Source organism: Amycolatopsis sp. NPDC034160 (genome assembly GCF_055575355.1).
The window spans coordinates 74,676-97,547 of the sequence record NZ_JBVISU010000001.1; the positions used below are offsets into that span (position 1 = coordinate 74,676).

The following is a 22,872-nucleotide window of genomic DNA, read 5'->3' on the forward strand; positions in this document are numbered from 1 at the left end:
ACGCGCGTGCTTAGAGACGGAACTCGCGTGCCTGGACCCCGCACTCGGGTGTTACGTCTCCAAGCACGCCAGATACGGCTCCAAGCACGCGAGATACGGCGCCACGTTCCCCCCTCCCCCCAGTACAGGATGGGGAAGGGGTGAAGCTGGTGGTGGTGGGCCGAGCCGGTGAGGGGAACGGCACGGCCGCAATCGCCACTCACGACCACCTGTTCCGAACGGCCGCCGCCACCCTCCGCCGCGCCCTCCCGGTTCCTACCGCCGGTGACCAGTTTTCCTTAAGGGGCAAGAAAAGCTACCCGATCGGGCACTGTGATCCATTCCATCGGCCGCACGGTGGTCGTATGGTTCCGTACAGTCGTGCGCTGTGCTAGTTTGTTTTCGCCATTAACAAAGTCGGCCCTCTTTTTGCAGGTCAGCCGATCGGGACGGGGTCGCACCCCCGTGAGGGAGTAGCGCAGAAGCATGGCTGAACGAGCCGATTTCGCGCTGGGGACGGTGGAGGCGACCGTGGTCGGGCAGGCGCTCGGCGTCGATGTCCGGTTGTTTCCCTTACGCGTCCGCAATACTTCGATCGACCCGGAGCGCTACACCGCGATCATCCGAAAGGTCTATACCGATCTCGAACAGCGCCGCCTGTCGGTCAACGGCGAGCTGAACCCCGCCATCCGGACCGCGTTCGCGCTGCTCGCGAACCACCGGATCACCGTTTCGATCAACGGCATCGACGGCATCGGCCAGGACATCGCCGTCCTCACCGTCACCGACGGCGCGCAGGCGCTCGGCATCACGCAGGCGCACGGGGAGGACGTCCTCCAGTTCGCGCTGTTCGCGGACGAGGAGCTGGTCGAGGTGCTCGCCGGGGTCCTGCCCCGGATGCGGCCCGCGTCGACGGGCCGCCGCACGATCGTGCGGAAGGAGGAGCGCGCCGTCTCCGCGATGGCCGCGCGCCGTCAGGCCGAGGCGGAGTTCGACGAAGAGGAGACCGACGCGTTCGGCAACCTCCAGTTCACCGGCGTCGTCCGTGCCCGGCCCGAGCCACCGGCTCAGCCGCGTGGCGAAGAAGGCGATGTCGCGGTCCTGGAGAAGGTGCTGTCCGGGACCCGCCTCGGCGGCGGGCACATCATCGTGAGCGGCATCGGCCGCCGCGGCGAACGGCTCCGGTCGACGCCGTTGAGCTGGCTCGACACCGAGGACGGCCGGTACCTGGTCTGGACCGAGACCGACGAGGCCTCCGGCGCCGTGGTCGGGCACTACGAACCGGCCGGCCAGTCCCGGGTGGCGAACGCGATCCGGGACGCCATCGCGGACATCTACTGACCTTCCTGAACCCGGCGAGAGGATCCTCTGTTGACCGAGGAAGCACAACCAGTGGAGCCGTTCCAGCCTATGCGCATGCTCGCGGGCCGGGAACTGATGCGGATGGCCAAGCAGGGTGGCTTCGCCGTCGACGACACCACCGGCGCGGAGATGATCCGCTCGCTCCAAGGGGTGATCGACAGCCTCGAAGAGCGCTGGGTCGCGCTGACCAAGCTGCAGAAGTCACCACCGATGAGCGGCACCGCCACCGCACGCTGGGTGTCCGGGCACATGCGGGGCACCGCGACCGACGCGCAGGGCCTGCTCACGCAGCTGGAGGCGGCCCGCGCCGAGTTCCCGACCTACATCGAGGCGATCGAACTCGCCAAGCGGAACTACCGGGAACGCGACGACGAGAACCAGCGCAATCTGACGCGGATCGACACGGAGATCTAGGGGAGACCAGTGAGCGACTCCGCAGAAAAGACCACGAAGGTCTCTGATCCCACTTCCAAGGACTACGACCCGAACAGCCCGTTCTACGATGTCACGGCCGACTCGTCGTCCGAGTACTACGTCGGTCCGCTGGCGGACAAGGCCGCGTCCGGTGACGAAATCCGCGCCGGCGCCGCGGTCGGGACCGATCTGCTGTTCGACATCCTCGGCTGGGGCGACACCGCGCTCAACGGGTTCAAGGACATGTTCACCCAGCGGATGTACGAGAAGCAGCTGGAGAACGCACGCCAAGGTCTCGAGAAGGACCTCGAGCTCCGCAACCCCGGCCAGCCGCCGTCCACGGTCTGGGCCAACGCCACCCACGAGCAGATGCAGGCCGCGATCGTGGACGACGCGGACTCGGCCGCGGTGGGCGAGACCTCCGAGGAATGGGTTCGGGTCGGCAACGATCTCGCGACGCACCAGCGCAACCTGGCCAAGGCGATCAACGCCAGCACGGCCAACTGGCAGGGCGAGGGCGGTGACGCGGCACGCGAGCACCTCGCGGGAGTCGGTAAATGGCTCGGCTCGACCGCGAACGGCGCGACGCTGACCGGACGCCAGCAGCAGATCCACTCGCAGACGTTGAACGAGACACAGAAGCAGATGGCGGCGAATCCGCCGGTGCCGTTCGACGTGCGGGAGGCCAACGCCAACCTGCAGACGATCACCGACCCGTACCAGTACATGTCGCAGCTCGGGAAGGATCTCGAAACCTTCAAGAAGCAGCAGGACGCGCGTGACCGGGCCGCTCAGGTGATGACGCAGTTCGACACCACGGTCGGCTCGGCGATCGCGACCCCGGCGTTCCCGCCTCCGCCGAAGCTGCCTTCCGCGCAGGCGACCCGGCAGTTGCAGGGGACTCCGGCCGGCGGTGGCGCGGGTTCGCCAGCCCGTGCCCTTCGCGACCCCGACTCGCCCGAGAACGCCGACGGGACGCAGCGTCCCAGCCCCTTCGAGGTGGGCTCGAACGGCGTGGGCCCGGACGGCATCGCCGCTTCGACGGACGGGACGACACACGGAGGCGGAGCCGGTGGTCCCGGCGGCGTGTCGCCGTTCAACTCGCCGAACGGTCCCGCCGGCGGAACACCCGGTGGTGGCGGCCCTGGCGGCTTCCCCGGTGGCGGCGGTCCCGGTTCGCAGCCGAATCCGCCCGGCATCTCCGTCCCGGACCTGCCGGCCGGTGGTGACGGCTACCGTCCCGCGGCGGCGTCCGGCCCCATGCCGAACCTGCCCAAGTTCGACGACGGGACGCACACCACGGGCTACACGCCGCCGTCGCTCCAGCCCCCGTCGTACCAGCCGCCCAACGTGCAGATGCCGACCATCCCCGACGGCGGCGGTCCGCGCACCGGTCCCGGTGGCGGCCTCCCGTACACCCCGCCGAACATCCCCCTCCCGAACCGGCCGACCGGCGGGCCTGTCATGCCGAAGATCCCGCCGCTCGGGAACCCCGGCGGCTCGGGAGACAACATCGGCAGGAGGCTCGGCGGACTGCCCTCGATCCCGGACGGCGGCTCGTACAAGGGCACGCCGTACACCCCGCCCAAGCTCCCCACCATGCCGAACATCCCGGGTGGCGGCGGTAGCGGCGGCGGCAACCTCGGTGGCATCGGCGGTGGCGGCGCCGGCGCGGGTGGCGGCGGCCTCGCCGGGGCCGGAAGGGCGACGGGTGCACTCGGGATGGGAGGAGCCGTCGGCGCGGGCGCGATGGACGCCGAAGCGGCCGCGGCCCGGGCGGCCGGTTCCAGCAAGGCCGGCACCCCCGGCGCCATGGGCCCGATGGGCGGCATGGCACCCGGCGGCGCCAGGGGAAAGGGCGAGGACGACAAGGAACACAAGGTCGCCGACTACGTCGAGTCCGACGACCCGTCCTTCTTCGCCCCGGACGAGGTGGTGGCACCGCCGGTGATCGGTGACTGGAAGAACAAGGACTGGAAATGACGGCTTCGTTCGAGGTCGATCCGGACGACCTGAGCGCGCACGCGAGCCACCTCGAAGGACTCGTGGACCGGCTGAGCACCGCGCACGGCGCGACCGATTCGGCGATGTCGGCGGACGCGTACGGCCTGCTGTGCGCGTTCCTCCCGCCGATCGTCAACCCGACCGGCGAACGCGCGGCGGAGGCGATCAAAGCGGGCGCGGAAGGCATCCAGGCGTTGGCCGACAACGTCCGCACCGCGTCGAAGTCCTATGTGGACGGTGACAAGGACAACGCGGAACCGTTCGAGGCCGACTTCAAGGCCTTGCACATCGGAGGAGTGAAGTGACCGGCGCGAACGGGCTCGGGGAGCTCATGCGGGACCCCGAAGAGGCTCAGCGCAAGCTGGACCAGTGGGCCGAAGGACTGGAGAACAAGGCCCAGCGTTACGCGGCCGCCCAAGAGCGAACCGAGCAGTTGCGGCTGACCGCGGCCAGCTCCGACGGCGCCGTCAAGGTCACCGTCGGGGCGGACGGCGGCGTGACCGATCTCGAATTCGGGAACAAGGCCAGGACGTACCCGTTGGAGGAGCTGTCTCGGCAGATCCTCGCGACCATGCACCAGGCGCAGTCCGGGATCGCGAGCCAGGTCGCCGAGGTCATGCAGGAAACGCTCGGTGACGAGGACCAGGAGACCCGGTCGCTGATGATCGGCACCCTGCGCAGCCGCTTCCCCGAGATGGAAGAGGAAGAGCCTCCGCCACCCGCTCCCCCCGCCGACACTCCGCCGTCATCGGCGCCTCGCGAGAAGCGTCACGAAGCCCCGGAAGACGAAGGCAACTCACCCTGGTGAGACCTTCTTTCCCGAACCACGAAGAAGGTCGTTGTGGGTAACCCGCTGGTCGCCGAGGTCAAGGACTCGACGAAGGCGTACACCGGCTCGTCACTGCTGGAATCGGCGTTCGAGCTGAAGTCGGCCATCGAAAGCGGCGACTGGGCCTCGGTCGCGCTGGGCGCGGTCGGGACCGCGCTCGACGCGCTGTCGATGGCGATGGATCCCTTCGGTGCGATCCTCGCGAACGGCGTCGGCTGGCTGATGGAGCACGTCGGGCCGCTCAAGGAGGCGCTCGACGCGCTCACCGGCAACGCCGACGAGATCGCCGCGAACGCCGAGACCTGGAAGAACATCGCGACCGAACTCGGCGCGGTCGGCGCGGATCTGGCCGGGATGGTCTCCGCCGATCTGCAGAGCTGGACCGGGGTCGCTGCCGACGCCTACCGTGGCCGCGCCAAGGACACGGTCACGCTGCTGGACGCGGCGAAGGAGGGTTGTGAAGGCGCTTCCAGCGGAGTGAAGACGGCGGGCGAGGTCGTCGCCGCCGTACGCGCGCTGGTCCGCGACATCATCGCCGAACTGATCGGGCATATGATCAGCTGGGCGTTGCAGGTGCTGTTCACCCTGGGCATCGGGCTGACCTGGGTGGTCCCGCAGGTGGTCAACGCCGTGGCGAAGACCGCGAGCAAGATCGCGAACCTGACGAAGAAGACGGTCAAGGCGCTGCAGGCGCTGATGCCGCTGCTGAAGCGGGCGGACGACCTGTTCGGCGACGCGGCCAAGGCGTTGAAGAAGTTGCAGCCGGGCAAGGGTGCGCCCGGGCCCAAGCCGAACAAGCTGGACGAAGGCACCACGCCCAAGAGCAGCCCGGGCGGCGGTGACGGCACCACACCGTCCGGCTCGCCGCCGCCGAAGAACGATCCGCCGCCGCCGGCGAAGTCGGATCCGCCGCCACCACCGAAGAACGAGACCACGGACGGGCCGACCACGCCCTCGGGTTCGCCGCCCCCGCGGCCCAAGGATCGGGGCGGGCCGACACCGCCGCCGGACAAGCGCATCAAGGACGGGAACACCGATCCGGGGAACGCCGTCCCGCCCAAGAACCGCAACGACTGCGGCGACCCGATCGACGTCGCGACCGGTTCGATGATGCTGACCCAGGACGACGTCGTGTTCGCCGGAGTCCTGCCGCTGACATTGTCGCGGACACATCTCTCTTCGTACGGCTACGGCCGGTTCTTCGGCTCGTCCTGGGCGTCCACTGTGGACCAGCGGATCGAGGTCGAAGACGACGGCCTGCATCTCGCGCTCGCCGACGGGACACTGCTGACCTACCCGGTCCCGGTGTCCGACTCCCCCGTCTACCCGGCTTTCGGGCAGCGACTCGCGCTGTCCAAAGTGGACGGAGGATACGTCGTGTCCACACCGGACGGTGTCCTGCTCTTCTCCGGCACCGGGAACACCCTTCCGCTGCGCGCGATCGCCGACGGTGACGGGCACCGGATCTTCCTGCACTACGACGACAACGGCGTCCCCAGCGAACTGGTGCACACCGCGGGCTACCGCCTGCTCATCGAGTCGAAGGACGGACTCGTCACCGCGCTTCGGCTGCCCGGCGCGGAAACCGCGCTGCAGAACTACCGGTACGACGAGCGGCGACGGCTGGTCGAGATCGTCGACGCCGCCGGTTCGCCCCTGCGGTTCACCTATGACGCCGAGGGCCGGATCGTGCGCTGGGAGGACGTCAACGGCCGTTGGTACCGCTACGGCTTCGACTCCGAAGGCCGCGTCGTACGCGCGCAGGGCTCCGACGGCGTCCTCGACGTCGGCATCGAGTACGACCGGGAGAACCTGCTCACCTCGGTCACGAACTCGCTCGGGCACGTCACCCGCTATCAGCTCGACGAACTGCACCGCGTCGTCGCGGAGACCGATCCGCTGGGCAACACCACCCGCTACGAACTCGACCGCTTCGGCAAGTTGCTCAGCCGCACCGACGCGCTGGGCCGCACGACGCGGTGGGAGATGGACGACGAGGGCAACGTCGTCGCGGTGATCCAGCCGGACGGCGGCCGCGCGCTCGCGGAGTACTCCGCGCTGAACCGCTGGACCAGCATGACCGGACCGGACGGCGCGGTCTGGCGCCGCGAGTACGACACTCGCGGAAAGCTCGTCCGCACCACGGATCCGACCGGCGCCACCACCACCTACGGCTACGACGAAGCGGGCAACGTCGCGGTCGTGACCGACGCGCTCGGCGGGATCACGCTGATCGAGTCCAACGCGGCCGGTCTGCCGGTCGCCGTCACGGACCCGCTCGGCGGGGTCACGCGGTACACCTACGACGAGTTCGGCCAGACCACCTCGGTCACCGACCAGCTCGGCGGGGTCACGCGGACGAAGTGGGACGGCTTCGGGGAAATCGCCGAACAGATCGACCCCGACGGCTCCGTCTGGCGCTGGAACCGCACCACCGAGGGCTACACCGACGAAGCCGTGGACGCCCGTGGACTCGCGGTGCGCACCGAGTACTCGCAATTCGACCTGCCCGTCGCCGAGATCGGCCCGGACGGCGACCGGCTGTCCTATGTGTACGACACCGAGCTGCGCCTGGTGTCGGTCACCAACGAACACGGCCTTTCCTGGCGCTACGACTACGATCCCGCCGGGAACCTGATCAGCGAGACCGACTTCAACGGCCGCACCACTCGCTACGGCTACGACGCGGCCGGGCAACTGGTGCTGCGCGCCAACAGTCTCGGCCAGACGGTCGCCATCGAACGCGACGCGCTCGGCCGGGTCGTCAGCCGCCGGGCAGGCGACGACGTCGCCACGTTCACCTACGACGCGGCCGACCGGATGACCTCGGCGCGCAACGCGCATTCCGAAGTCACCATCACCTACGACGCGCTGGGCCGGATCGTCGCGGAATCCCTCAACGGCCGGACCGTCCACTCGGAATACGACGCCGTCGGCCGTCGCGTCGCGCGGCGTACGCCGTCGGGCGCCGAGTCGTTCTTCGCCTACGACGCCGCCAATCGCCCCATCGCGCTCCGGACCGCCGGCCGTACCTTGCGCTTCGAATACGACCCTTCCGGCCGTGAAGTGCTGCGACGGCTGGACGGCACGTCGGTGGAACTGCGGCAGAACTGGGGCGCCGCCGACAGGCTGACCTCGCAGATCGTCTCGAACGACCGGGGAATCGTGCAGCGCCGCGAGTACGGCTATCTGCGGGACGGGCTCGTCTCGTCGATCGCGGACCTGCTGTCCGGACCGCGATCGCTGCAGGTCGACCGCGCGGGCCGCGTCGTCGACATCCAGGGGCAGGGCTGGCGGGAGAGCTACGCCTACAACCTCGCGGGCGCGATCACGCAGGCCGGCTGGCCCGGCGCGGATCCCGCCGTCGGACCGCGGCGCTACCAGGGCACCCTGACGACCGGTGCCGGTTCGACGTCGTACCTGCACGACAGCGAAGGCCGCACGATCGCCCGCCGCAAACTCGGCCGGGACTGGACGTACCAGTGGAACTCCGACGACCGGCTGACCGGCGTCGTCACCCCTGACGGTGAGCGCTGGCTTTACCACTACGACGCGCTCGGGCGGCGGATCGCCAAACAGCATCTCGACACCCAGGGCCGGATCCTCGAACAGATCGACTTCACCTGGGACGGCACGAACCTCGCCGAGGAGATCCGCGGCGGCACCGCCGTCGTCTGGGACTGGGAACCGGGCGCGGAACGGCCGATCACCCAGGTCGAACGGATGTCCGGCCACGACGCCCGTTTCCACGCCATCGTCACCGACCTCGTCGGCTCGCCGAGCGAACTGCTCGACGAGGCGGGCAATGTCGCCTGGCATCTGCACACGTCGTTGTGGGGCAAGGTGCTTTCCCCGCCGGGGCAGGCGTACACGCCGTTGCGCTTCCCCGGCCAGTACCACGATCCGGAAACCGGACTGCACTACAACTTCAAGCGCTACTACGACCCGGACACCGGGCGGTACCTCTCGCACGACCCACTCGGCCTCGAACCGGCGTCGGACTCCCTGGCGTACGTGGGCAACCCGACGGACATGATCGACCCGCTCGGACTCGCCCCGACGAGGCCGCAGAAGGCTCCCTGCCCCAAGGGACCGGGCCGTAGTGGTGGCGGCAAGACGAAGTCCTCGGGCAACCGCGTCACCAAGCCGAAGCCGACGCCGGGACCGAAGAAGCCGCGGCGTCCTCCGCAGAGTTACCTCGACGGGACGCACGGCGCGAAGACCCGTGAGCAGAACCGGCTCACGACGAAGTACGACAACGAACTCAAGAACGACGGCCGGGAGAAGGTCTCCGGGAAGTCCCACGAGTCCGAGCACCCGGTCCCTTACGAGGCGATCGGCCGCGGCAGTGGCGGCAAGCGGGGTTCGGGTGACGACCAGAAGGATCTGGAGAACCACGCCTGGGCCTATCAGGAGGCCAAACCCGCGCACGCGTCGCATATCGGTACCGGCAACAAGGGTGACCAGGACCTGACGGAGGGTTCGAAGAACCCGAGCGGCTTCAAGAACAGCCAGGAGTACCGCGACTCCGAGCGCAACGCGCTGGAGGGCGGTGACCCGAACACGGCGATCCAGCTCAACCAGCTCGACTACGCCTTCCGCGACGGGTTCAAGAACACCGACAACACCCTCGACGGGAAGATCTCGGACGACTCGTACCACAAGATGATCGACGACGCGCACGCCAGCGGTAAGGGCCTCACCTACTCGACCGGCCCGGGCACGACCGCGACCACCCCGCCGCTGAGCAGCCACGACGTCAAGGAACTGCACATGACCCGGGACACCATCCGGGACGGGGACTGGCCCGAGGAGATGAAGCGGCAGAACCGCGAGACCTACGAACAAGAAGTCGACCGGATCCACGAAGAGACGTACAAGAAGCCGACCAAGGAGGACTGGGAGAAGCTCGAAGCCGGCGGCTTCGGCCCGCTCGACACCGGCAAGAAGGACCCCAACGCGATGGACGTGGACTGACGTCCCGCGTTTCGTCCTCTGGATGCGGTCCTTGCGTGTGCAACTACCGCATCCAGAGGACTAAACGCGAGGTCTTGATGCGCGGTCTTCAGGCCGCGGCGAAGCTGACGACGCGGTTCCGGCCGCTGTTCTTCGCCTGATAAAGCGCGGTGTCGGCGACGTGCAGCAGCCGCTCCAGGACGGTCCCACCGGACGGGTAGACCGCGACGCCGATCGACACCGAAAGTCCTCGCACGATCCGAGGCCCCGAAGCCGTCGCGACCTCGACTTCGAGCGCCATCACCGCCTGCCGGACCCGCTCGGCCACGGGGATCACCTCGGTCTCCGTCGCGCCGGGCAACAGCACGACGAACTCTTCGCCACCGAAGCGCCCGACGGAGTCGTAATCGCGTACGTGCTCGGAGATCGTCGTCGCGACGGCCTTGAGCACGTCGTCGCCCGCGAGATGGCCGTAGCCGTCGTTGACCTGCTTGAAGTGGTCGAGGTCGAGCATCAGCACCCCGAGCTTGCTCTTCGTCCTGGCCGCCGACGAAAGCGCCCGTTCGCTCAGCAGATGCCACGCGTGCGCGTTGAGCACCCCGGTCTTGCCGTCGATGTTCGCCGCGATCTCGAGCTGCCGCACCAGCACGCTGCGATGCAGCACCAGCACCGGCAGCAGGACGAACGGGACGAGCGCGGGCGCGTGGACGATGCCCAGCGCGGTCGAGGTCCCGAGCACCAGGGTGGTGACTTCCAGCAGGTTGTCGTCACCGGTGCCGAACAGGGAGCGCGGGGAACGGCCACCCGTGTGCAGATAGACCGAAAGCGCCACGATGACCGCGTTCGCGGCGGTGAACACGGCCGCCGCCTCGACGATCCGCAGCGATCCGGTGAACCCGACCGGCAAGCCGTTCCAGCCGGCGACGATGACTCCCGAAGCCAGGCAGGAGAGCACGATCGCCGCCGCGCAGTACACGACACGGTAAGCCGGGCGGTGGCTCATCCCCCGCCACACCCGGAGCCAAAGATGCAGGTAGATGAGCAGGCCGAGGGTGGCGGCGAGGCCAGACGGGAGGACGAGCACCCCCGCGAACGTCCACACCGAAGTCATGTTGATGTGTGGCCGGTCACAGAGCGTACGACGCAACCGTTCCACCGAACGGGAAAGCTCGGCCTGGACGAAAGCGAGGCCGAGCAGTGTTCCGAATCGGACGAATTCCGTAACTTCGTAGTTCGACCGGAGTAGGGCCATGACCGCGACCGCCGCCGCGAGTCCTTCCACGACAAGAAAAATCGCGGGTACGCCGCGTGGTCCGGACCATAATTCCCAGTGTCCGACCCAGGCTCTCAGACGTGTACCGGCCCCTTCTCCGGCGAGTTCCGCATCCCCCATAATCATCGTCACCGGTCCCCCTTCCGTACGCATTTCAATGTATCCGAGGTGGTACTGAGGGTGGCTTGAGTCAATTCCGGAACACACAGATGGAGCAGTGGGAGGGAGGACCATCATGAACGGTCGCGAGGACTGATCCCATCGAATCAACCCGTTCGGCTCCCGGCCGGGAGCCATACATCGGACCCGGTGGCGATGGCACGTTTCCACGCCATCGCCATCGGACCCGCCGAGGCGACGGCGACCGCCGCGGCCACCCCGACGGCCACGAACGGGCCGGTCAACTGGGCCAGCCCGCCCGCCAGCATGATCCCGATCCCTTGCACCGTCACCAAACTCGTCGAGGTCAGGCCCATCACCTGCGCCCGGACACCATCCGGGACCGCGCGGGCCATCAACGCGACGGCCTGCAGGTGGTACGGCGCCGCGCAGGCCCCGCTCAGCCCGATCATGGCGAGACAAACCAGCAGCGGAGGACGAAAGAAAAGAAAGAGCAATGGAACAACGGATGCAATGGCGAGAATACCGACGATACGCGTTTTCCGCCGCGCCGGAACCCATTTCGTGAAGATCCACGATCCTATTACCGAACCCACCGGATCGGCGGCGAGAATGAGACCGACCGCGAAACTCCCGGCCCCGAGTTCACCGGCGAGCGGCGCAGCGAGCCCTTCCGGCGCGATGGCGAACCCGGCGAGCATCTTCAACCCGAACAGCACCCGGATTCCCTTGCCCCGCCACAGTTCCCGGGCACCCTCACCACTGAATGCCCGCCCTACCCGGCTTTTCACCGAGGATTCCGTGACGGCCGGTGTCCGGCGACGGACCCCTGTGGACACGAGCAGCGCCGAGACCACAAAGGTCACCGCGTCGATCACCAGTCCCCAGTAGGGCGTCACGAGCCCGATCACCAGTCCGCCACCACCGAAACCCGCCAGCTGTGCCGTTTGGATGGTGATCGTGCGCACCGCGAGCCCGGCGACGTACCGTTCGCCTTCGAGGACGTCCGGGAGCAACGCGAGCTGCGCCGCCCGGAACGGTCCGCCTGCCATCGTCAGGATCACCAGCAGCCCGGCCAGCACGAGCAGCGGCGTCCCGGGTACGGCCATCAGCGCGGCGATCGCCGCCCGCAGCAGATCGCAGACGATCATCACCGTCCGTCGCGAATACCGATCGGCCAGCCCGGCGAACAGGGTGCCGCCGATCAGCGTCGGCAGATACGTCAGGCCGTAGGTGAGCCCGGTCAGCCCCGCCGACGCCGTCCTTTCCCAGACCAGCACCGACAACGCGACCCTCGCCAGCTGGTCACCGGCCTGCGAAAGCGCCTCGGCCGCCCACAGCGCACGGAACTCGCCCACCGCGAAAGCGGCCTTGAACGCGGTGCCCCGTGCGGAATCCCCCTCTTCCATGAGCCCCTCCCCTTGGCTCACGGTAGTCGATCAATTCCGCTGTGTCAGCATCCATCCGGCCCACGACAACGGTCAGTGTCCCTTGTGGAGGCTCGATTTACGCCGGACGCGCAGGTTGGTCGTGAGTGGCGTTTCGGGTTAGAACCCGAAACGCCACTCACGACCATCTGGACCGAAAGAGATCTCAGCGACCGGAGCTGTAGGTCATCATCCCCTGCGCCATGCGCACCGCCAGCGAGCTCGCCACGGTGGGATCCATCATGTTCCGCAAGTCTTCCGCGGCCTTGTCCGACGACCCGGTGTCGGCGCGGGGCTGCTCCGGCGCCTTCGTCCGGGCAGGCGGCAAGGCGACGACCTGTTCCTTGGCGTCCTTCTTCTTCGTCGTCGCGGGCACTTGCTGCTTCACGGTGACCGGGACATAGACGGTCACCGGAGCGGGCTGCGGCGCGGGCTGCGCGACGGGCGGCTGTGGCGCGGCCTGCTGAGTCGCGACGGTGGGCAACGGCTGCTCGGACAGGGCGTCGTCGACCGGCGACGCGAGGGTCGTCATACCGGCGACCCAGCCGATCGCGAGCAGCGCCACCCCGGCCCCGCCGACCAACCACGACCTGGCCCGACGGTGGATGACGACGGCCTTGGGCCGCAGATCCTTGTCGACGACCGGTTCACAGACCGGCGGCCGGATCGGCAGCGGCTCCGGCTCGCGCTCGTTCTCCGGGCTGCGCCGCCGTTTCGGCAGGCTCGCCGCGATGATCCCGGTCCGGTCCAGCAATTCGACTGTCTCGACGGCCGCGCTGGAAGCGGCATCGGCCGACGGACGGCGCTGGGCGGCGCGCGGCATGGGGACCTCCGGAAGGGGAATCACGAACGTGAGCATTGTGGTGCATTTCCGACGCCGCCGTAAGTAATGCACCCCGATCGAGTTATGCCGGGCCGTCCGGACCACGGAGGGTTACTCCGTTCAGAGGTTGCTCATTTCTGCACCCTCCGCATCCCCAACCGGCCCAGAAGTGCCAATGGCCGCTGGTAAAAAGACCCGAGCACGCGGGGAATCGCGTCGATGACATAGGCGTCCGCGCCGATCAGGATGCGCGGCGTCCCCCGTTCGATACCACGCACGATGGTCTGCGCGGCCCGTTCCGGCGTCGTCCTCGCGATCTTTTCGAATCCCTCCGCGGCTTTGTCGAGATCCTGCTCGGCCCCGCCGCGCGCGTCGCGGGCGATATTCGTCTTGATGCCGCCGGGATGCACGCAGCTGACCGCGACCGGATGCCGGGCGATCAGCATTTCCTGCCGCAGCGCCTCGGTGAACCCGCGCACCGCGAATTTCGCCGCGTTGTAGGCACTCTGCGTAGGCACGCCGATGAAGCCGAACACACTCGAAAGATTCACGATGTGCCCGTCGCCCGAAGCGATCACCTGCGGCAGAAAAGCCTTCGTGCCGTTGACCACGCCACCGAGATTGATCCCCATCAGCCAGTCGTAGTCTTGCCAGGTCATTTCCTCGACCGTCGCGCCGAGCGCGACCCCGGCGTTGTTCACCACGAGGTTGGCGCCCCCGAAATCGGCCGCGACCTCCTCGGCGTGGGCGAGAACGGCGTCACGGTCCGCGACGTCCAGTTCGTAGGCTTTCGCGTCCGCCTTTCCGGCGGCGGACGCACAGAGCGCGACGGTTTCGGCCGCGCGGAGGGCGTCGACGTCGGAAAGCGCCAGCCTCGCCCCGCGCCCCGCCAGTTCGATCGCGAGCGCCCTGCCGATCCCCGAGCCCGCGCCCGTGATCACCGCGACCTTGTCCGTGAACGACTTCATGCCCGCTCCATCCCATCCAGCTCGACCGTTACCGGAAGTAACACATACTACGGCTGTGAGCTTGCTGTGCGTTGATCGATTCGGGCTGTGTCAGCGGGCCGCTTATGGTGATCTGTAGCCAAGACAGCCGTGGACGAGCGGAAGGAAGGCGATGCGCCGCGCCCTGTTGGTCGTGCTCTGTGTCGTTTTGACCGCTTGCTCCGCCGCGTCGGACCCCGGTGGCCCCGCGGCCGACGACACCGCCGCGCCGGTGGAAGTCACCCCCGCCTCGCCTCGGTACAACCCGGCGATCGGCGCGCTCTTCCTCGACGGCTCCCACTTCTGCACGGCCAGCGTCGTCCACAGCGGCCCTGGCGATCTCCTGCTCACCGCGGCTCATTGCCTCCACGACGGCGAAGGCGGCGAATACGCGACGGGGATCTCGTTCGCGCCCGGCTATCACGACGGCGTCGCGCCTTACGGTTATTGGGAGGTCTCGGACCCGCAGGTTCCCGACGGCTGGGCCGACTCGTCCGATCCGGACCTCGATGTCGGGTTCGCGACCGCGCATCAGGCCGGCAACCCGAAAACCCTCGAAAGCGTCACCGGCGCCAACACCCTGCTGGCGAGCGGCGGATTCGCCCACACGATCACCCTGACCGGCTATCCCGACGAGCGGGAAGCGCCGATCGTCTGCCACGGCACCAGCGGCCAGGCCGACACCTACCAGATGCGCGTCGACTGCCCCGGCTTCACGACCGGCACCAGCGGCGGCCCGTGGGTGGTGAACCCCGACCCGACGACCGAACTCGGCACGGTAGTCGGGGTGATCGGCGGTTACCTCTACGGCGGGGACGATCCGGACACGTCCTACAGCAGCTACTTCGACACCGACGTCGCCACCTTGTACCGGAAGATGGACGCACGGGGATGATCTCCCCATGAGCATCCACGACGTCCCGATCACCGGCGAGCCGATCCGCCTCGGCCAGTTCCTCAAACTGGCCAACCTCGCCGAAGACGGTTCACACGCCAAAGACCTCCTCGACGCCGAAGAGGTCACGGTCAACGGCGAGGTGGAGGTCCGGCGCGGTCGGCAGCTGACGAACGGCGACGTCGTGGAGGTCGGCGGCGAAGGCGGCCGCGTCGTCCTGACCTAGGGGTCTAGCGGCCCTGCAACGGCGGCAGGCGCAACGCTCTGGCGAGTTCCTCCAGTTCGCGGTGCACCGGCTCGTTCAGCGGGACACCCAGCGCCTGACACTGTTCGAGGTACTGCGCCTCCCGCCAGCCGGGATAGCGGACCGGCGTCCCGCCCTCCCAGCCGAGCAGGCTCCCGAACAACGCGCTCGCGGCCTTGTAGAAACCGTCGGCGCTGCGCAGCGTCGTCGGCGCGATGGCCATCACCATCAGGCCGGTGTCGTGGTCGTGATCGCCGACGCCGGACAGCACCCCGGCGAAGATCTCGACCAGCAGAGCGAATCCGGCGATGGCGGCGCTGTCGACGTCCGTCAGCGTGTCCAGATCGAGGACGAATTCGGGATACGCGCCGGCGGGGGCGGCCATGCCGAGCGGATTCGCGGCCGTCCCGCGTTCCCCGCCCGCCGCCATGACGAGACCGATCATGGTGTGCGGCAACGCCCTCGCGGCATGATGCCCGGCGCGGCCGAACGGTCCGACGCCGCGGACCGACATGAGCCCGACGCCGTACCGGCCCGCCCGGGTCACCGCCCGGTCCATCGCGTCGCCGACGGCCCACAGTCCGGGCGCGCGGCGATAGTCGATCAGGGCGGCGGCGCCGCGGTCGGCGATCATCAGCGGTTCGGCCCTCGGCCGCACCATGCCGTTGACCAGCATCGGCAGATGCAGCCGGGTCAGCTCGGCGACCCCGGTCTCCGGGGTGCCGGTGAGATCGCCGTGGCACACCGCCTCGGCGGCCATGCGGGCACGCGACCACGGCAGATCGTGCGCGGTGAAGATCTCGGTGACCAGGTCGATCAGTGCGTCGATCGGGACGCGCTGCCAGACCTGTTCGGGTATCGATGAGGGTTCGGCCGGTTCGGGGGTCGGCTCGACGGGGGCACGGCGTAGCGAGCGGGATCTGAGGGGCACTCCGCCGAGAGTGCCCAAACGCGTTTTTCGGCGTCAACGAACCGGGGCAGCTTCTAACCGACTGTGTGATCGAAGCGCCCGGAAGCGTCGGTGGCCGGACGTACGATCGGGGCATGTGCCGGAACATCACCACGCTTCGAGGCCTGGAGCCGGCGGCGACGCCGGAAGAGATCGAGGCCGCCGCCCGCCAATACGTACGCAAGGTGACCGGGGTGCAGAGCCTCTCGGACGCCACGCGCGACCCGTTCGAGGCCGCCGTCGCCGAGGTCACCCGGATCACCGAACGGCTGCTCTCCGAACTGCCCGCGCGCCGTCAGCCGCCGCCGACGGTGCCACCGTTGCGCCGTCCGGAGGTTCAGGCACGCATCGCCGCCAAAGCCGCGAAGAGTCCGGCCTCCTGAACCGCGCTGGGGCGGTTACGGTGTGTCGGTGACATATCCGCAGGATCCCTACGGCCAGCAGCAGCCCTCTGGGCAGCAGCCTTACGGACAGCCGTACCAACAGCCGGGTTACGGATACGGCCCGCCGATGCCGCCGCAGGAACAAGGCCTGGCGATCGCGGCGCTGGTCGTGTCGATCGCCAGCCTGGTCGTCTGCAGCGGGCTGCCGTCGCTGATCGGCGTCATCATGGGGCATGTCGCGCACTCCAAGGCCAAACGCGGTGAAGCGGGCGGACAGGGGATGGCGCTCGCGGCGATCATCATCGGCTACATCGGCGTCGCGATCATCGTCGGTCTCGCGCTGCTGGTCGTCATCATCGGAATCTCGACCGACTGGGACTTCGACTAGATCCGAAAGGTCCGGGCGCAAGCCGTCGGATATCCTCGACGGCGGTAGCGTGTCCGAGCGGCCGAAGGAACATGTCTTGAAAACATGCGAGGGCTCTGTCCTCCGTGGGTTCGAATCCCACCGCTACCGCCAGTCTTGAAAGCCGGTTCCGAAAAGCGAAGCTCCCAGGCCCGCGGACCGGGGGAGCTTCGCCTTCCGGCACCGGATCACGCGGGCACGAGAGCCCAGACGGTCTCGTCGCTACGGCCACCCACGAAGGGCCGCTGCTCCAGGAGCGAAGCCGTGCCGTCGTCGACCTGCCGCACCGCCAGCTTGCTCGCCCGGTTCACCAGTCCGTAGCGCATGTCGGCGCTCCGGAGCAGCTTCCACTGCTGATCGCCGGACGAACCGCAGTGCGTTTGTTCGAGGTGCGCGCCTTCCGCGGTACTGCCGGAGACCGGCCGCAGGCACTGACCACTCCGCTCGTTGACGATCTTCCAGTAACCGCCACCCGCGTCGGTGAGCTTCCACTTCTGGCCGTTGTCGTTCTGCCTGGCCACGTTGGTGATCTTCGCCCCGGCCGACGTCGAGCCGTCGACCACGGCCGCGCTGTTGCCGTTGGTGGCGACGGAGAGGTAGTACTTCTTGCCCGCCTTCGGACCCGGGTCGGCGACGGGGTTGAGCGTCCATTGCTGGTTGGCCGCCCCGGTGTAGGGCTGCTGGACCAGCGGGGCCGGATACGCGCCGCCGTCGGTGATCGCGTAGCCGGTCAGGTAGTTGAAGATCGCCACGCGGCCGTTGCCGAGCGGCTGGACCGCCCACCGCATGCCGTTCTGGCCGTTGCAGTTGTACTGGAGGATCTGCGTGCCGGGTGCCGTCCCGCTCTGGGCGCTGTCGGCGCACAGCTGGCTGTTGGCGTTGACGACCTGGAGACCGGTGTCGTATCCCAGGATCCACTTCTGGCTCAGTGAGTCGTTCCGGGCCCGCTGACTGAGCTTGACGAGACCGCCCGTCGACGAACCGACGACGTCGATGGCGTTGCCGCTGCTGCCGGTGATGACGTAGGTCTTTCCGCCCTGAGCATGCCCGTCGTCGTTGTCGGGGCTGTCCTTCTTGATCAGGAAGGCGCTGTTGGCGACGTTCCAGTGGGTGGCGAGCCAGCTGCCGGGGGTGGGGGCGGTGCTGAAGTAGTCGTCGTTGCCGCAGTCCAGCAGCCGATCGAAATCGCGCTGCGTGCAGTCGAAGGACTGGGTGTCGCCGTAACACATCAGGTCCCATTCCTGGGAGCAGTGCCCGCCGCCCTGGTAGTGCGGGGCGCCCGGGAGTACCGCGCCGAGCATGTGGCCCAGTTCGTGGGCGGCGGCGTTGACACCCCAGCAGGGGACGGCGATCTCCGTGTAGTGCCTGCCGTTGTTGAACGCGTTGGCGGGGCCGGGCTGGTCGTCGTTGTCGCCCCAGGTGCCGGCGCAGGTGAGGGGATTGTCGGAGAACAGCATGTAGTCGCGATCGGCGTGGTGGAAGCCCGCTTCGATGGCCCGTTCGCGGATCGCGCCGGATCTGTACGTGCCGTCGGGGACCACGAGGCTGCCGACGGCGACCTCGCAGCCCGCGCCGGCGGTCGTCACGTAACGGAGATGCCTGCTGCCGCCCGTCACCGCTGCGCTGTCGTTGAACGCGTCGTCGATCCCGGACGCGTAGGCACGCAGGGACGGCACGACGGCCGCGTACCGGTCGGGCTGACCGGCCTCCCGGACGTAGACCAGCTCGACGCGCTTGCCGGAGACCCCGTCACCCTCGCAGATCACCGGGTTGGCGGCGATCTGCGCCTGAGCGACGGCGGGAGCGAGCGGGGCCACCGGGGCCGCTCCGGGTGGCAGGGGTCTGCTGTGGTCCTTGGCGGCGAAGTCGCCGGTGGGGGCGGCCCCGGCCGTTTCCCCCACGAACAAGCCACAGATGAGGCCGACGGTCACCAGCAGGCCGGCGTATCGCCGTTTCGCCTTGGACAAGGGCTCTTCCTTTCGCGATGGACTCACACTTTCTCGCGATAAGAAGCCTAGAGATCGGATGTATAGCGCACCAGACGCGAAGATCAGCTGGCCGATTTTTACCGCTGACCGGCACATCATTCGACTGATGTTCACCCGCGATCCTTTTTGAGGTCGGATGAAATCACCCATTCGCCTCAGGCTCGAGAAGACCGGGCGGTTCGTCGAGCACCGTGGTCAGGTGACCGGCGGTAAGCGCGGAAGACCGTCGATCTCCGACAGGTGATCCAGCACCCGTCCGAAGACCTGCCCCAGCACCTGTTGCTCTTCCGGGCTCAGCAGGTCGATCAGGTGCTCCCGGACCCCTTCGACGTGCGTCGGTGCCGCGCCCTGGAGCAGTTCCCTGCCGCGTTCGGTCAGCTCCGCGACGACCCCGCGTTTGTCCGCCGGGTCGCGGGTGCGGCGGATGATCCCCTCGGCCTCCAGCCGGACCATTTGGTGCGAAAGCCTGCTCTTGGTCGAGCCGAGCACGCTCGCCAGTTCCGACATCCGCATCCGATCGTCGGGCTGGAGCGAAAGGCAGACGAGGACCTCGTAGTCGGCGAGCGTGACGTCGTGACGCTCGGCGAGTTCGCGGTGCAGGCGCTGTCGCAGCCGCATGGTGGCGACGATGTACGAGCGCCACGCGACCATCTCGGACTCGTTCAGCCACCGCACATTCTTCTGCTCCACCGCCATCCACGCAGAGTAGATCGTTGATCGAACGAGGCGCAGACCCACCGGTCACTTTTCGGTCCCTGAAAAATCCGACGGGACATTCGCCCGAAGGAGGGTTACGAAAAGGTTGAGACTCGGCGAGAAAAGGCGCATTCTTCTTGTCAGCGGATGGTCGGGCAAGTACCGGGCGCACCGTAGGAAGGGCGCCGGACCTGCTCCCAGCCGGGAAAGGTTCAGGTGGTGGTATGGCGGGTGATTCTCGCGGTTGACCGCCTGCTGTGTCCCGCGACCGGAACGGCAAAGATCCGGGTCGGTCGCGACTGTGAACAGCGACGAGCGCGGGCATCTGGAGATGCGCTCGACAATTCTCGCGCATTCGGCGTCACTCGTGCCTGTTTCGGGTTGCGGCCTCTTCGACCGCCTCGGCAGTGCCGGACGCCGGCCCGGTGATCGCGGCCGACCGACGATCAGAGCAAGACAACATCGGTAGTACTGGGTGCGGCCATGGCGAAGTGGCCGCACCCAGGCATATCCGGGCTACTCCGGTTACGCTTTCCTCGTGCGATTCGACGAAGGCGCGGGCCTGGACACTTCCGAAGTCGAGGACATGCGGGGCGGTGGCGGTGGCGGTGTCGGCGGCCGGGTGGCGCTCGGCGGCGGCGGGCTCGGCGTGGTCGGCCTCGTCATCTACTTCCTCATCTCCCAGTTCGGCGGCGTGAGCCTCGACCCGTCCTCGGGTGGGCTCGGCGGTCTTGGCGACGTGGGTTCCGGGCAGCAGGTGGACAACACGACGCTGTCGCAGGAATGCAAGACCGGCGCGGACGCGAACCGGAACCACGACTGCGCGATCGTCGCCATCATCAACTCGATCCAGGACTACTGGGGAAGCGAGTTCCAGCGGTCCGGTTCGACCTACCGCAAGGCCGTCACGAACTTCTTCAACGGCGGCGTGAACACGGACTGCGGCAACGCGACTTCGGACGTCGGACCGTTCTACTGCCCCGGCGACTCGGAGGTCTACATCGACCTCGGGTTCTTCAACGAGCTCCGCACCAAGTTCGGCGCGCAGGGCGGGCCGTTCGCGGAGGCGTACGTGCTGGCACACGAGTACGGCCACCACGTCCAAAATCTGACCGGCGTTTCCAAGAAGGGCACCGGAAGCGGGCCGACGTCGGGATCGGTGCGGCTCGAATTGCAGGCCGACTGCTACGCCGGTGTCTGGGCGAACCACGCCACGACCACGCCGACCGAAACCGGGCGGCCGCTGATCAGCGAGATCACCCAGGAAGACGTCAATTCCGCGCTGGACACGGCTTCGCGCATCGGTGACGACTACATCCAGTCCAAACTCGGCGGCGGCCGGGTCGACGAGTCGCAGTTCAGCCACGGCACGTCGGCGCAGCGGAAGAAGTGGTTCACCACCGGCTTCCAGACCGGCGAGCCGGCGCGGTGCGACACCTTCGCGACCAACAGCCTGGGCTGAGTTTCGCGCTTCGGAGACGCAATGAAGGGGCCTTTCATCGCGAATTTTGCGATGAAAGGCCCCTTCATTTGCACTTGAGAGAGCTACTACGCGGCGACCACACCATGGTGGTCGTCAGCGTGGACGGAAGCCGTCATGCTCCGCTGCGCGGACCGCTCGGCCGCGCGAACGGCGGTCGCCTTCGCGGCCTTGCCCGCCGGGACACCGTTGATGTTCTCGGTGCTGGTCGCGTACACGCCCAGCGCCCAGGCGACGGCGTCGGAGTTGCGCTCCAGCGCGACGCGGTCGACGTTGCCGAGGTTGTCGCAGGCCTGGTGGTAGCACTTGTCGTAAGGCACGTTGGCGCTACCGCCCCACTTCGCCGCCTGAGCCGCGGTCTTCACGCCTTCGGCGCCGGTGAACAGGCCGCCCGCCGGGATGCCGACGGCGATGAACTCGCCGTAGTCCGAACGACCGGTGAAGTCCGTGCCCTCGACCGGGACGCCCTTGCCCTTCTCAAGGTAGTCCACCAGGGTCTTTTCGAGCTGCGCGGAGCCGTACGGGCCCGCGCCCGCTCCGACACCGTCGGAGTCGTCACCGTCGTAGGCGAAGTACGCCGCGTTCGGCGAGCCGATCATGTCGTAGTTCAGGTAGAGCGCGATGTCGAGCTGCTGCTCGAAGCTCAGCGAGTTGACGTAGTGCGTCGAGCCGACCAGCCCGAACTCCTCGGCGCTCCACCAGCCGAAGCGGACGGCGTTGTTGGCCTTGGGCTTGCTGCCCAGCTGGAGCGCGGTTTCCAGCAGCGCGGCGGAGCCGGTGCCGTTGTCGTTGATGCCGGGGCCCTCGGTGACGCTGTCGAGGTGGGCGCCGAGCATCACGACGTTGTCCTTGCGACCGGTCTTGGTCTCGGCGATGACGTTGTAGCTGGTCCGCGCCTCCTGGAGGGCACGCAGGTCGAGGGTGACCGAGGCGCCGTTCTTGGAGGCGAGCGCCTGACCGTCGGCCTGGGTGATGCCACCGGTCGGGATCTTGCCCGCGGCCGGGTCGCCCAGGGTGCCGTTGACCGGACCGGGAACGTTGTTGTAGACGATCGCGCCGACGGCGCCCGCCTCGGCGGCTGTCGCCTGCTTCTGCGCGAAGGAGCAACCGCCGCGCTGGATCAGCGCGATCTTGCCGGTCACCCCGCCGGCGTAGTCTGCCGCCTCGCAGCCGCTGGTGTCGTCGACCGGGACCACCGCGAGCGGGGCGGTGATGCCACCGGCGGGCGTGGACGGGCTGTAGGACATGATGATGACCGGGACGTCGGCGCCCGCGACCGTCAGCTTCTCCGCGAGGGTTTCCGCGTAGGTGAAGGGGAATTCCTGCCGGGTGACGGTGTACCCGGCCTGCTCCAGCTTCGTGGCGACGTACTCCGCGGACCGCTTGTGGCCCTCGGTGCTGGCCGCGCGGCGGCCGCCGGTCGCGTCCGAGATCCGCTGCAACGCGATCAGGTGCCGGTTGACGTTGTTCACGTCGACCTTCGTGACGAGCTGCTTGGCCAGCGCGGGTCCGTCGATCCCCGTGGCGGCGGTCGCAGCGGGAGCCATCCCGACCGTGAGCGCGGTGGTGGCCATCACCACGATCGAGGGAACAATGCTTCTTCGCGAATATGACATGGGCGTCACTTTCATGTGGTTTGTGCCACAGGTCAACCGACG

The 22,872-nt window shown here is 68.1% G+C and carries 19 protein-coding genes and 1 tRNA gene; 12 read left to right on the forward strand and 8 right to left on the reverse strand.

All coding sequences use genetic code 11. The features are described 5' to 3' along the window. The first annotated feature begins 465 nt into the window (after positions 1 to 465). From ACZ54P_RS00395 to ACZ54P_RS00420, 6 genes are read left to right on the forward strand one after another with little or no spacing between them, the layout of a single operon-like run. Positions 466 to 1,320, forward strand: a complete 855-nt coding sequence (locus ACZ54P_RS00395; protein ID WP_465459418.1) for an ESX secretion-associated protein EspG — start codon at positions 466 to 468, stop codon at positions 1,318 to 1,320. A 30-nt stretch (positions 1,321 to 1,350) separates the two neighbouring features. Beyond that, a complete protein-coding gene (locus tag ACZ54P_RS00400; RefSeq protein ID WP_465459419.1) occupies positions 1,351 to 1,755 on the forward strand; it encodes a hypothetical protein in 405 nt (134 codons plus the stop codon). A gap of 9 nt (positions 1,756 to 1,764) precedes the next feature. Then, complete coding sequence (locus ACZ54P_RS00405; RefSeq protein WP_465459420.1) at positions 1,765 to 3,738, forward strand: hypothetical protein; 1,974 nt, start codon at positions 1,765 to 1,767, stop codon at positions 3,736 to 3,738. After that, complete coding sequence (locus tag ACZ54P_RS00410) at positions 3,735 to 4,064, forward strand: type VII secretion target (RefSeq protein WP_465459421.1); 330 nt, start codon at positions 3,735 to 3,737, stop codon at positions 4,062 to 4,064. Before ACZ54P_RS00405 ends, ACZ54P_RS00410 begins: the two co-directional genes overlap by 4 nt. After that, positions 4,061 to 4,567, forward strand: coding sequence for a YbaB/EbfC family nucleoid-associated protein (locus tag ACZ54P_RS00415; RefSeq protein WP_465459422.1), 507 nt, complete (start codon positions 4,061 to 4,063; stop codon positions 4,565 to 4,567). The genes ACZ54P_RS00410 and ACZ54P_RS00415 overlap by 4 nt, the downstream gene beginning before the upstream one ends. Before the next feature lie 33 nt (positions 4,568 to 4,600). After that, positions 4,601 to 9,565 carry an RHS repeat-associated core domain-containing protein gene (locus tag ACZ54P_RS00420; protein ID WP_465459423.1) on the forward strand — a complete coding sequence of 1,655 codons (4,965 nt, stop codon included), beginning with the start codon at positions 4,601 to 4,603 and terminating at the stop codon, positions 9,563 to 9,565. Positions 9,566 to 9,653: 88 nt separating this feature from the next. On the opposite strand, the gene ACZ54P_RS00425 is transcribed toward ACZ54P_RS00420, so the two are convergent. The 4 genes from ACZ54P_RS00425 to ACZ54P_RS00440 form a co-directional block, all read right to left on the reverse strand. Then, entirely contained in the window at positions 9,654 to 10,796 is a 1,143-nt protein-coding gene (locus tag ACZ54P_RS00425) for a GGDEF domain-containing protein (protein ID WP_465460191.1), read from the reverse strand. A 287-nt stretch (positions 10,797 to 11,083) separates the two neighbouring features. Then, on the reverse strand, positions 11,084 to 12,346 hold the full coding sequence (locus ACZ54P_RS00430; RefSeq protein ID WP_465459424.1) for an MFS transporter: 1,263 nt from the start codon (positions 12,344 to 12,346) through the stop codon (positions 11,084 to 11,086). A 184-nt stretch (positions 12,347 to 12,530) separates the two neighbouring features. Continuing rightward, positions 12,531 to 13,211: a hypothetical protein gene (locus tag ACZ54P_RS00435; RefSeq protein ID WP_465459425.1), complete on the reverse strand. Its 681-nt coding sequence runs from the start codon at positions 13,209 to 13,211 to the stop codon at positions 12,531 to 12,533. A gap of 107 nt (positions 13,212 to 13,318) precedes the next feature. Continuing rightward, positions 13,319 to 14,155: an SDR family NAD(P)-dependent oxidoreductase gene (locus tag ACZ54P_RS00440; RefSeq protein WP_465459426.1), complete on the reverse strand. Its 837-nt coding sequence runs from the start codon at positions 14,153 to 14,155 to the stop codon at positions 13,319 to 13,321. A 151-nt stretch (positions 14,156 to 14,306) separates the two neighbouring features. On the opposite strand from ACZ54P_RS00440, the gene ACZ54P_RS00445 reads away from it, so the two are divergent. Then, positions 14,307 to 15,068 (forward strand): trypsin-like serine peptidase, encoded by a 762-nt coding sequence (locus ACZ54P_RS00445; protein WP_465459427.1) that lies wholly within the window; start codon positions 14,307 to 14,309, stop codon positions 15,066 to 15,068. Between the two features lie 7 nt (positions 15,069 to 15,075). Further along, on the forward strand, positions 15,076 to 15,294 hold the full coding sequence (locus ACZ54P_RS00450) for an RNA-binding S4 domain-containing protein (RefSeq protein ID WP_378343770.1): 219 nt from the start codon (positions 15,076 to 15,078) through the stop codon (positions 15,292 to 15,294). A 4-nt stretch (positions 15,295 to 15,298) separates the two neighbouring features. Here ACZ54P_RS00450 and ACZ54P_RS00455 read toward each other — a convergent pair whose 3' ends face one another. After that, complete coding sequence (locus ACZ54P_RS00455; protein WP_465459428.1) at positions 15,299 to 16,243, reverse strand: Ldh family oxidoreductase; 945 nt, start codon at positions 16,241 to 16,243, stop codon at positions 15,299 to 15,301. A gap of 113 nt (positions 16,244 to 16,356) precedes the next feature. Between ACZ54P_RS00455 and ACZ54P_RS00460 the strand changes: the two genes are divergently transcribed. The 3 genes from ACZ54P_RS00460 to ACZ54P_RS00470 all read left to right on the forward strand — a co-directional run bounded on the left by ACZ54P_RS00460 (position 16,357) and on the right by ACZ54P_RS00470 (position 17,164). Beyond that, positions 16,357 to 16,644 carry a DUF2277 domain-containing protein gene (locus tag ACZ54P_RS00460; RefSeq protein ID WP_465459429.1) on the forward strand — a complete coding sequence of 96 codons (288 nt, stop codon included), beginning with the start codon at positions 16,357 to 16,359 and terminating at the stop codon, positions 16,642 to 16,644. Positions 16,645 to 16,672: 28 nt separating this feature from the next. Next, entirely contained in the window at positions 16,673 to 17,032 is a 360-nt protein-coding gene (locus tag ACZ54P_RS00465; protein ID WP_465459430.1) for a DUF4190 domain-containing protein, read from the forward strand. Positions 17,033 to 17,075: 43 nt separating this feature from the next. Further along, a tRNA-Ser gene (locus tag ACZ54P_RS00470) sits at positions 17,076 to 17,164 on the forward strand. Between the two features lie 74 nt (positions 17,165 to 17,238). Here ACZ54P_RS00470 and ACZ54P_RS00475 read toward each other — a convergent pair. Together ACZ54P_RS00475 and ACZ54P_RS00480 are read right to left on the reverse strand one after the other, a co-directional pair. After that, complete coding sequence (locus ACZ54P_RS00475; RefSeq protein WP_465459431.1) at positions 17,239 to 19,017, reverse strand: RICIN domain-containing protein; 1,779 nt, start codon at positions 19,015 to 19,017, stop codon at positions 17,239 to 17,241. Between the two features lie 216 nt (positions 19,018 to 19,233). Then, positions 19,234 to 19,734: a MarR family winged helix-turn-helix transcriptional regulator gene (locus tag ACZ54P_RS00480; RefSeq protein WP_465459432.1), complete on the reverse strand. Its 501-nt coding sequence runs from the start codon at positions 19,732 to 19,734 to the stop codon at positions 19,234 to 19,236. 538 nt (positions 19,735 to 20,272) lie between these two features. Between ACZ54P_RS00480 and ypfJ the strand changes: the two genes are divergently transcribed. Next, positions 20,273 to 21,196, forward strand: a complete 924-nt coding sequence (gene ypfJ / locus ACZ54P_RS00485; protein WP_465459433.1) for a KPN_02809 family neutral zinc metallopeptidase — start codon at positions 20,273 to 20,275, stop codon at positions 21,194 to 21,196. An 86-nt stretch (positions 21,197 to 21,282) separates the two neighbouring features. Here the strand turns inward: ypfJ and ACZ54P_RS00490 are convergent, their stop codons facing one another. After that, positions 21,283 to 22,830 carry a M28 family metallopeptidase gene (locus tag ACZ54P_RS00490; protein ID WP_465459434.1) on the reverse strand — a complete coding sequence of 516 codons (1,548 nt, stop codon included), beginning with the start codon at positions 22,828 to 22,830 and terminating at the stop codon, positions 21,283 to 21,285. Positions 22,831 to 22,872 lie beyond the last annotated feature (42 nt).

Coding starts and splice junctions, on each gene's coding strand:
- ACZ54P_RS00440 (WP_465459426.1), bottom strand. CDS start 14,155: ATGAAGTCGTTCACGGACAAGGTCGCGGTGATCACGGGCGCGGGCTCG.
- ACZ54P_RS00450 (WP_378343770.1), top strand. CDS start 15,076: ATGAGCATCCACGACGTCCCGATCACCGGCGAGCCGATCCGCCTCGGC.
- ACZ54P_RS00430 (WP_465459424.1), bottom strand. CDS start 12,346: ATGGAAGAGGGGGATTCCGCACGGGGCACCGCGTTCAAGGCCGCTTTC.
- ACZ54P_RS00395 (WP_465459418.1), top strand. CDS start 466: ATGGCTGAACGAGCCGATTTCGCGCTGGGGACGGTGGAGGCGACCGTG.
- ACZ54P_RS00445 (WP_465459427.1), top strand. CDS start 14,307: ATGCGCCGCGCCCTGTTGGTCGTGCTCTGTGTCGTTTTGACCGCTTGC.
- ACZ54P_RS00410 (WP_465459421.1), top strand. CDS start 3,735: ATGACGGCTTCGTTCGAGGTCGATCCGGACGACCTGAGCGCGCACGCG.
- ACZ54P_RS00425 (WP_465460191.1), bottom strand. CDS start 10,796: ATGGCCCTACTCCGGTCGAACTACGAAGTTACGGAATTCGTCCGATTC.
- ACZ54P_RS00460 (WP_465459429.1), top strand. CDS start 16,357: ATGTGCCGGAACATCACCACGCTTCGAGGCCTGGAGCCGGCGGCGACG.
- ACZ54P_RS00490 (WP_465459434.1), bottom strand. CDS start 22,830: ATGTCATATTCGCGAAGAAGCATTGTTCCCTCGATCGTGGTGATGGCC.
- ACZ54P_RS00480 (WP_465459432.1), bottom strand. CDS start 19,734: ATGGCGGTGGAGCAGAAGAATGTGCGGTGGCTGAACGAGTCCGAGATG.